General features: G+C 37.2%; 10 protein-coding genes. 4 read left to right on the top strand and 6 right to left on the bottom strand.

Annotated elements, in window-relative coordinates; translation table 11 throughout:
- Positions 1 to 213 precede the first annotated feature (213 nt).
- From FFO06_RS15605 to FFO06_RS15595, 3 genes are all read right to left on the bottom strand, one after another.
- Complete coding sequence (locus FFO06_RS15605; protein ID WP_137908864.1) at positions 214 to 1,524, bottom strand: ABC transporter substrate-binding protein; 1,311 nt, start codon at positions 1,522 to 1,524, stop codon at positions 214 to 216.
- 157 nt (positions 1,525 to 1,681) lie between these two features.
- The gene (locus tag FFO06_RS15600) at positions 1,682 to 2,434 is read right to left on the bottom strand and encodes an MBL fold metallo-hydrolase (RefSeq protein WP_137908863.1); all 753 of its coding nucleotides are present in this window, start codon (positions 2,432 to 2,434) and stop codon (positions 1,682 to 1,684) included.
- 50 nt (positions 2,435 to 2,484) lie between these two features.
- Complete coding sequence (locus FFO06_RS15595) at positions 2,485 to 3,255, bottom strand: circadian clock KaiB family protein (RefSeq protein ID WP_137908862.1); 771 nt, start codon at positions 3,253 to 3,255, stop codon at positions 2,485 to 2,487.
- A 481-nt stretch (positions 3,256 to 3,736) separates the two neighbouring features.
- Here FFO06_RS15595 and FFO06_RS15590 point away from each other — a divergent pair, with 481 nt between their 5' ends.
- Positions 3,737 to 4,111, top strand: coding sequence for a hypothetical protein (locus tag FFO06_RS15590; protein WP_137908861.1), 375 nt, complete (start codon positions 3,737 to 3,739; stop codon positions 4,109 to 4,111).
- A gap of 322 nt (positions 4,112 to 4,433) precedes the next feature.
- Here FFO06_RS15590 and pedR read toward each other — a convergent pair whose 3' ends face one another.
- The gene (pedR, locus tag FFO06_RS15585) at positions 4,434 to 4,712 is read right to left on the bottom strand and encodes a photosynthetic electron transport-dependent transcriptional regulator PedR (protein WP_137908860.1); all 279 of its coding nucleotides are present in this window, start codon (positions 4,710 to 4,712) and stop codon (positions 4,434 to 4,436) included.
- 245 nt (positions 4,713 to 4,957) lie between these two features.
- Between pedR and FFO06_RS15580 the strand changes: the two genes are divergently transcribed.
- A complete protein-coding gene (locus tag FFO06_RS15580) occupies positions 4,958 to 5,938 on the top strand; it encodes a carbohydrate kinase family protein (protein WP_137908859.1) in 981 nt (326 codons plus the stop codon).
- Here FFO06_RS15580 and FFO06_RS15575 read toward each other — a convergent pair.
- On the bottom strand, positions 5,930 to 6,409 hold the full coding sequence (locus tag FFO06_RS15575; protein WP_137908858.1) for a gluconokinase: 480 nt from the start codon (positions 6,407 to 6,409) through the stop codon (positions 5,930 to 5,932). The two genes, FFO06_RS15580 and FFO06_RS15575, sit on opposite strands and share 9 nt — an antisense overlap.
- A gap of 181 nt (positions 6,410 to 6,590) precedes the next feature.
- Positions 6,591 to 7,316 carry a DNA/RNA nuclease SfsA gene (gene sfsA / locus FFO06_RS15570; RefSeq protein ID WP_137908857.1) on the bottom strand — a complete coding sequence of 242 codons (726 nt, stop codon included), beginning with the start codon at positions 7,314 to 7,316 and terminating at the stop codon, positions 6,591 to 6,593.
- 291 nt (positions 7,317 to 7,607) lie between these two features.
- Here sfsA and FFO06_RS15565 point away from each other — a divergent pair, with 291 nt between their 5' ends.
- Both FFO06_RS15565 and FFO06_RS15560 read left to right on the top strand, forming a co-directional pair.
- The gene (locus FFO06_RS15565) at positions 7,608 to 8,279 is read left to right on the top strand and encodes a 2OG-Fe dioxygenase family protein (RefSeq protein ID WP_137908856.1); all 672 of its coding nucleotides are present in this window, start codon (positions 7,608 to 7,610) and stop codon (positions 8,277 to 8,279) included.
- 116 nt (positions 8,280 to 8,395) lie between these two features.
- Positions 8,396 to 9,655, top strand: a complete 1,260-nt coding sequence (locus FFO06_RS15560) for a tetratricopeptide repeat protein (RefSeq protein WP_137908855.1) — start codon at positions 8,396 to 8,398, stop codon at positions 9,653 to 9,655.
- The last annotated feature ends 88 nt before the right edge of the window (positions 9,656 to 9,743 follow it).

Raw genomic sequence — 9,743 nt, 5'->3', positions numbered from 1 at the left:
TGCATACTTGACCGTGACCACAATGCTGCAATTAACATTCTAACTAAAGCACTAAAACAAACTGGCTATCATTTAAGTACCGTCGGGCGGACGGAAACTAATAACGCTTGTGGAGAGATGACCCTCTGCTCAGACTTGGTAACAAGTTTGAGTAAGGTTGCTCGTTGAAACAAGAATCCCCGTCCCTCTATAGGGCGGGGAGCGTCAAATACTCTATTTAGGACTTACCTTGTCAATTACCTTGATTTTGCCATCATCCCCCACAGTCCAAACATCGTAAGTACCAATGACATCACCGTTAGTATCAACATCTACATCACCGCTTGCGCCTTGATAGTTGATTTGTTTACCTTCTTTTAGAAGCTTTAGCCCTTGACAAACATCACTTACTGGTGTACCCTTACCAGCAGCTACTTCTCGCAATTTACTAGCAATAGCCACCCCGGTATTTTCCTTAGCGGCTTGGGCTGCTAATACCAATAAGGCCGCAGCGTCCCAGGCTTGAGGTGCGTATTCTCCTGGAGAAGTACCTTTTTTATCTTTCCAAAGTTTGTTAAAATTTTCTAAACCTTTACCACTAGAACCGGGAACTGTACCAATTGCGCCAGATAAGATATATTTACCATCCTTACCTTTACCAACTTGATCAGGGAAACTATCGGATTTTACACCGTCTGTGAGTAAAATTTGTACACCTTTGGTAACACCCTGTTGATAAGCAGCTTTCAGGAATAAACTACCGGTTTCAGCATACAATACGGCTAAAACTGCATCTGGTTTACCTGCAAAAGCGGCAGATGCTTCTGTATCAAAGGTTTGAGCCTTGGGGTCGTAGCGAATAGGCTTATCTTTATTAACTACTGTACCACCTAATTTCTCAAAAGTTTGCACAAATGCTTTTTCAAAACCCACACCATAGTCATTATTAATGACCACAGTGGAAACTCGTTTAAAGCCTTTTTTCTTAGCGAGTTGGGCTAAAGCTAATGCTTGGTAGGTATCAGGGGGAGCAGTCCGCGCCCAAAAGCCTTTAAAGTCGCCTTTTTGAGCTTTGTCAGTAAATACGGGGCTAGTGCTACCAGGAGAAATCAGCATGACTTTATTAGGTACAGCCACGGAAACCGCCGCAGTGGAAACACTACTCGCAAAAGAACCGACTACACCACCGACTTTATCTAAAGTTGCTAATTTAGTCATACCCGCAGCGCCGGCTTTAGGGTCAGTTTGGTCGTCTACTTCTACCAAAGTAACTTTTTCACCATTGACACCTCCACAAGCATTAACAGTTTCCACCAGTAAGGGAACAGAACCAACCATTTGTTGTCCAATAGAAGCCAAGTCACCAGTGGTGGGTAATAAACTACCAATTTTCAATCCCTTGGTATCACTGGTTGTGGTGGTAGCTGTTGGTGAAGGGGTACTAACCGCCTTAGAGGGAGGTTTAGGACTTTCACAAGCGGCTAAAAAGAAACCACTGGCTATGGTAGCTATACTTAAAGCTAAAGAGATACGAATTTTCGACATAGTTAGTCACACTCCTCAGATATTTAGAAGACTTGATCTAGTTAAATTGATATCAAGTGCTTCAACCGCAAATAATAACATCCTGATGACTTACTTACCAGAAATCAATTTAAACTCTTATTTCTCCCCGTCCTGGAGTGGTTGGTTTTTCCATAATTCAAACACTAATTTTTTCGCCAGGGTGAGGAGTGATCACCTTAGTTGTTAAATTGTTATTTTCTAATAAAGTCTGAAATTCTGTCGTATTTCCCCTAGCTTGGAGAAATTTTACCAGTAGTCCCTCAAAGAAAATATCCCCTCCGGCTGCGGTAGGGAGGATAAATTGAGGTTTTACGGATTTTGCTAGTTCTAGGGCGCTATTCATACCTTTGATAATCGGACCGAGTAGGGGTACACTCAAATCAATGATAGGTGTAATTACTACGTCAATGGGTGCTATTTCTTGAAGTTGCGGAGAATGATAACCGTGGGGTTCATAATACAATGTAGAATTATCGGCTAGGTTTTTGAGCAGATAGCCATTTTCTAGTAAAGTAGGTCCAATGGGAGAACCCAGAACAGCTTTAATTTCTATTTGCTGATTTAAAATGAAGGTTTCACCATGTTGAAGACTGATGATTTGTTGATAACCTAGTTTTTCTACCACTTTAGCCGCATTGGGAGAAGCAACAACAGGAATATTTTTGTCAAGTTGCTTTAAAGTGGGTGGGTGTGCGTGATCTTCTAAACCCTGAGAAAGCAGAATTAAATTTATATTATCTGGTATTGACCGATCCTGAGAACGATAACCTTTGAATAACCAATCTAAATTGTTAAAGGTTAAAGTACCAATTAACCAGGGGTCAATTAGTATTCGCTGTTGACCAATTTCAATTAACCAACTATTGCTATCTAACCAAGTAAGGTTCATATTATACAAATCCTCAAATTTTAAATTGGACATTGGACATTGGAAATGATTTACTGTCCCGCTAACATCTGTAGAACTTTATCAAAGTTATCTAAATTACCAACCATGCGCCGAATTGGATGAGGCCAAACCTTAACCAAGGTAGGAGTAGCAGAAACTTGATCAATTTCGGCCTGTTCTGGATTAGTGAGAACATCAACTACTTTAAGAGTATAAGGATACCCTAAAGATCGTTCTAATGATTCGTGCAAGTTTTGTAAAATTTTTTCAGTGGTTATACTGTGTCCAGCAACAAACAAGCGTAAAACAAAACCTGGAGAATCTGGGATATTTTGGGGTGCAGGTTGTGTAGTCATGATTGGTTGTTGATACTGTGAGGGAGAATCAGTTAAATCTAGACGCACAATTAAATCATGATCTTGCCACAGTTGAGGAAATGCAGCACGATAAGTTGATAATACCAGGCGATCGCACAATCCATCTTGCCAGGCTGCTGATTGCCAGATTAAATCCCCATCCCCAAAAATCGCATTTAGCACAGCTTGATGACGCATGACTGCGGGATAGGCCTCCGCAAAGACTTGGACTTTTTGAGTCCGAGGATTTAACCAATGATCAATAGTTGCAGTATAACAAGGAACTAAAAAATGTGGCGGTTCTGGTAAATCCAGGATTTCCCGCAAAGCCGCACAGAGATTTAAATGCCATCTTCCTTGTTTACTAGGATCAATACAATAAATTAAATCTCCTCCAGGTGTAAACAAAGCAATACCCTTGAATAACTGAGGCTGAGATAGTTTGTCTACATTCAACTTAGTCATTGGTTAGTGGTCAGTGGTCAGGTGTTTTTAGGGGTTTTTATGAGTTTATTCATCAGTATATCAGTATAATTGCAAATCACCAGGACAAAAAACAGGGAACGGAAAAATCTGTTAGATCAAGCCCACGAGACTTGTTTAATTCATCTGTTGATCAATTAGATAAATTATGAGAAACAATACGGTTTTCTATAAGAAATATTAAGCATCTAGGCAATCCAAGGGCGGGGATCAGGTTCTGGTTCTCATCTACCGTTAGTCCATATTTCTAAAGGCATACAGCCAAACTTATTTCCTTTCCTGTGGGCATATCTGGCTTCTCATTCATAAGCACAAAAAATTAACTGTAAAGTTTAGTAAAGAAATGCTCATTTTGGTGCTAAGGTTTTATATACTAAATTTCACTGAAACAAAATCGGTTTATTCGCCTCCCAGCGATAAATAACTGAAATTTAAACTTGCTGTGTATTTAGGAGGAAAAGTCATGGTTTCTGCTCAAAGCTCTAATCTGGTTCAGACCCACTCCTTGTTAGTGATGAAAAGCTTTTTAATCTGGACATTTACATTGGCAGTGTGCTTGTTAGTCGTCGGTTTTCCACTGGTTGTATTGATGGCTACAATTGGATGTCTGTTGTCTATTGTGTTACAATCCGTAATGCCCGCTAGTGCAGTTTTAGTTGTGGCAGGTGGTTTAGTAATGCTTAATGTTATGGCAGTATTAATTGCTGCTGGAGTTCTCACAGCTAAGGGTATTCATCCTAAGCAGGTAAAATGGTTAAGCTGGCTACATGGTGAAGCTGAAAAAACCCAAACTACTGTTTATGCAGCTTGTCCTTTAACTTGTGAAATCAACCAATAGTGATCATTCGCTAAAACTTGACAAAAAGTACATCTGCCCGGTTCAGCCGGGTTTTTTAATTATGTATCAATAGCTTCTTAATTGTATGTGTTTGGGAGTATTGATACTCTCCTTACCTGACTTCGTTACTTCAATAACCAAATCAACCATATTCACAGGATAATTGATTTACGCCTGTCCATACCTGTATTTGTACGTTACTTTTTAAATATAAAACGTTGCTAATACACAACAGCGTAAATCAACCACCCATACCTCTGAGCAGGAATCTCTAAAATAACTAAAAAGCTTGATTAATCAGCTTTTTAACTACAATCCTGCTTCACGTGGACATACTTTGATCATTTCCAAGGGGAAGAGAACAGCAATTAACATCGTTTAAACAGACTTTACCCCATTGTAAAGCCCAGCGAACTAAGGCCACACGGTTATCAGTCTTAGTTTTAGTGAGAATATTGCTAATATGGTTATCAACTGTCCGTTTGCTAATTTCCAGCTTTGCTGCAATTTCTTGGTTAGTTAAGCCGGTGGCCACTAAGTCGATAATTTGCATTTCTCTGTCTGACAGACTAACATGGTTTCCAGACTCACTAGCAGCCATTACTTACTATTCCTCCCTTAGTATATGTACTCAAGTCTTATTCCTTATTCTAGAAGATTTTTGCGGAGGTAGATAGTTTTAAATGTTACTAATACTACTAATGTCAAAATTTTCTTTTGATTTTAGGTTTGTAGTCATATACACTACAGATAAAAAGTATTGATTTTAACTAGAATTAATTGAAAAGCTGTCAAACTAAATATATAAATTAAATATATAATGCCCCATAGAAAATCAAAAACGCAATGATTAATCCCCGTGTTCTATGTCTTGGTGAAGTCCTATTTGATTGTTTAGCTGATGAATTGGGACTTAAACTAGAGGAAGTGAAATCATGGACTCCCTACCCAGGAGGAGCGCCGGCAAATGTGGCTTGTGCTTTAGTGAAGTTGGGGACATCAGCCGGATTTATGGGCGCAGTGGGTGAGGATGAATCAGGGAATACACTGATAAAATTACTAGAAACAGTCGGCGTAAATACAACTGGTGTGCAACGTCATCCTACAGCACCAACGAGACAAGTATATGTAGTTAGGGATTTAACAGGCGATCGCACTTTTGCCGGTTTTGGTAAATATGATACTTCAGAATTTGCTGATACCCGCCTCCAATCTACAAAATTACCACCCGCGCTGTTTGATGAAGCTGACTTTTTGGTGCTAGGAACTCTAGAATTAGCCTATCCTGAAAGTGAGCAAGCTGTATTACGAGCTTTAGAATTGGCAGAACAATATGACCTAAAAATTATTCTTGATGTCAATTGGCGACCAGTATTTTGGCCAGATGAAAATACAGCCAAGACCAAAATTCAAGCTTTATTAGGGAGATTTGATTTTATCAAATTGACCAAGGAAGAAGCGCAATGGTTATTTAATACAATAGATCCTGGAGCAATTACTTATAGACTCAATTCTTTGGAGGGAGTTTTAGTGACAGATGGTGAAAATGGTTGCACCTATTGTTTAGGGGAGAATGAAGGTAAATTACCAGCTTTTTCCGTGCCTGTTGTAGATACCACTGGTGCGGGAGATGGGTTTTTGGCTGGGTTTATCCACCAATTGCATCAAGTTGGGATTCACAGACTCAAAGACGCGGAAACCGCTAGAAAAATTGTCACCTATGCCAGTGCTGTGGGAGCTTTAACTACTCTTAAACCAGGTGCGATCGCTTCTCAACCCACTGCTGCGGAAGTTGATGCTTTTGTGAGTTCTCATCAACTAGCCTAAAGCCTTTTTAATCTTTTCTACAATTACTTCCGGGGCTTGGGAAACATCAAAACAAATACAATTATCTGGCTCTTCAAGGTCATTAAACTGACTTTTGAGGAGCTTTTCAGTCATAAAGTGATTTTTCCTGGCTTTTAGCCGATTTTCAATGACATCAAAAGACCCCTTGAGGTAAACTAACTGAATGCGGCTATCAATGATCAGCAGTTGACGATAACTGGTTTTGAGTGCAGAACAGGCCAAAACAACATTTTTGTTTTCTTGTAGCCAATTTTTGATAGCTGTTTGCAAATCTTCTAACCAAGATATTCTATCACCATCATTGAGGGCAATTCCTAACTGCATTTTTTCAATGTTTGCTAGTTTATGGAAGTTGTCAGCATCCCTAAATTCCCAGTTGAGTAATTCAGCTAAAAGTTTACCAATTGTAGTTTTACCAGAACCAGAAACACCCATGATTAAAATTATCATTCTGCTCCCTGACCCTGCCTTATCTTCAGGACAATTTTTAACGCCAACCTATTTGTGCAACGCCCAAAAATACGAAACCAAAAATATTATGTTTAATATTCACCATTTTATATAATATTAGTGGAATTGTCAATAGTTTTTTCTCAGCTATGGTAAAGATTTTGATTTTATGTCTTATATGTTAAATTTTTAGTTCTGCTAAACCTAAATAACGGATACCTGCTGGAGAAATATCAAACCGACATGGTAAAACTTCTAAACCTAGATTAATCGCTGCCCTTAATAATTTACCATATAGGGGATCTTTGCTGTCCCCAGGTGCAAATTCTAAACAATCATTCCGGTTAATAAAATATAGCATTACTGCCCGATTTTGAGGGAGAATTTCTATTAATTCCTGTAGATGTTTTTGTCCTCTGGTAGTTTCTGTGTCGGGAAATAAGGCTAAAGTTCCTTGAGACCAAGTTGTATTTTTCACCTCTAAATAAATCGGACGTTGTTGAGCATTTCCTGTTAAATAAAAATCAACTCGACTTTTGCGATCTTTTCCATAGACAACTTCACTTTTAACTTGTTCATATTCAGTTAATTCTGAGAATAAATGTTTCTCTAAAGCTAATTTGATGACACGGTTAGGTAAGGCTGTATTTACACCCACCCAAGTTGTTGCATGATCATTGACTTCTATTAGTTCTAAAGTATATGCTAGTTTTCGTTGAGGATTATCACTTTTAGAAACTTGTACAGCACTACCAATAGTAGAAACTCCTGTCATTGGTCCTGTATTTGGACAATGTGCTGTGATCAATTCTCCAGAATTTAATTGAATATCAGCAAAAAACCGCTTGTAGCGTTTGAGTAAAGTACCAGCATATAGAGTTGGGTAGTTATAAAGCCAATCTGTCATGATCATCAATTAGGTAGAACATTTACTCATATTAACTCAAAATCATTCCCAGTCTTGCTGACTAGAGGAGATTAGGAAAATAGGAATAAACCCAATACGCAAAATCATAAAATCTATATGTTTATCCATCACTAAGGGACAACTAAGCCACAAAGTCTAATTTTAATCATAAATAATTCGTTTTTGTAGTCAAATTTACGATATTTTTATCAGATTTGAATATAATGGACATTATAAACCTACCATTTTTGTCCAAATGGTAGCATTTACCAATACAAGGAGAAATATTCTATGCGAAAAGTCTCACTTGATAGGGAATTAGAATATGCTTTTCTGTTTACCCTTAGAAAAGTAAACTCCATTAATACCATAGGTTTTCAGCCATTTTTTGATAATTTACCAATTGATCCTTATATTAAGGGGAAATATCGCTCACGCAGGTTATCCAGGTTTCTAGTTTCTAGAGATAAGTTGCTCAAACTTCCACACGGATATCTATTACAAACTAGAGAACATAATCCTTTATTGGGAGGGATAAAAAGGGAGTTTTCAGAATTGGATAATGCACTCATAGAACTGGATATGTTTAAGCATCTGATTTTCGCATTCTGTGATTCTTGTAAACTAAATATAGAAGCAGAAATTGATGTTCATCAAATTAGAACTACCTGTTCACCAAATAATTTAGGAAATCCTGCTCCTGAAGGTATCCACAGAGATGGTAGTGATTTTATTGGTATTTTTTCCGCAGGAAGAGATAATATTGAAGGTGGAGAAACTCATTTATATGCTGCGAAAAAGGAAAAGCCAGTTTTTAACAAAGTTTTGCAACCTGGAGAAATAATTTTAGTCAATGAACATCAATTTTTTCATTTTACTACTCCCATAAAACCCCAGAATCCTGGGTTAGGAACTAGGGATGTATTTGTGATCAATTATCCTAGTTTAATCTCTGATTTTTAGGAAATATAAATGTTCTAGAGAGATTCATATCCCCGATTTCTTCAAGAAGTCGGGTATCTGGTTGAATTGGTGTATAATTAAATTAAGAAATTCTTGATTTTTTTCCATTACCAATTATGAATAACGAATTTTACAATCGGGGATTAGAAAAAGCCCAACAAAAAGATTATACTGGTGCTATAGCAGATTTTAACTTGGCTATTCAGGAAAATCCTAAATTTACCAAAGCATATATCCAACGGGGTTTAGCATATTATGATTCAGGAGAAATTTTGCCAGCCGTTTATGATTATACCACAGCTATAAAGCTGGATGAATCTATTCCAGAAGTTTTTTACTGTCGAGCTTTGGCTAGATTAACATTAAAAAATTTTCCTGGTGCTTTAGATGATTTAGACAGCGCAATTCGTCTTAATTCTAATTATGCTGCTGCTTATGATTTACGGGGAATAGTAAGACGAAAACAAGGGGATATTCAAGATGCAATTAATAATTTTAAAAAAGCAGCTAAACTATATTTAGAACAAAAAAACAAAGAAAAATGTCAAGCCTGTTTGCAGAAAATTCAACAGTTACAACCACCTGAAAAAACGCAAATAACTAAATCTACACCTCTATCTATTATCTCTACAAATCAATATTTTCATCAATTATTAGCAAAAGCAGAAAATGGAGAAACACAAGAAGCAATTGCTGATTTAAATTGGGTATTAAAAACTGATCCAAATGATGGAAAAGCTTATTGTTTTCGGGGAGTAATCCAGTGTAAAATTGGTAATTATCAAGACGCTATAGCCGACTTTAATTATGCAATAAAACTAAATTTTCAAGACGCAATTGTTTATAGAAATCGCGGAAAAGCACGTTTCCAAATTGGTGATTATCAAGGTGCATTATCTGACTTAAACCAAGCATTGAAAATGCAGCCACAAGATCCTTTAGTTTATGTTGCTAAAGGTAATATTTATCGGACTATGGGTGATTATCTCCACGCAATTCAAGATTATAGTCAAGCATTGGAAATTCATCCTGATCATGCTCCAGCATACTATAATCGCGGTCTGGCCTATACATTGTTAGAAGAAATGCAAAATGCTGTATCCGATTATCAAAAAGCAGCTAGTATTTATTGTGAACAAGAAGACTGGGAAAATTACCAAGAAGTATTAAATAATTTACAAAAAATCCAAACATCTAGTCCCGAAATCAAAAATCAGAAATATGAAGTTTTACGTCAGCGACTTTTGCGTTTAGTGGGGGGACACTGGGAAATAGCAGAACGCTTAATTCAACAACAAGAATATCATGAGCCGGGAATGTCAGATGATTGGTATTTACAAAGAGTAATTGAGCAGTTGGAGAGAGAACGCAACTGATAATTAATTCAATATTCTCGATTTATTCAAAAAATCGGGAATCTATATTTTTATATCAATTTAGTTAATTTATTTACAGCATAAATAA

Origin of the sequence: Dolichospermum planctonicum (assembly GCF_005402965.1) — a bacterium.
Lineage (GTDB): Bacteria > Cyanobacteriota > Cyanobacteriia > Cyanobacteriales > Nostocaceae > Dolichospermum > Dolichospermum planctonicum.
The sequence above is the reverse complement of the archived record's forward strand: the minus strand, read 5'-3'. Positions and strand labels throughout refer to the sequence as shown.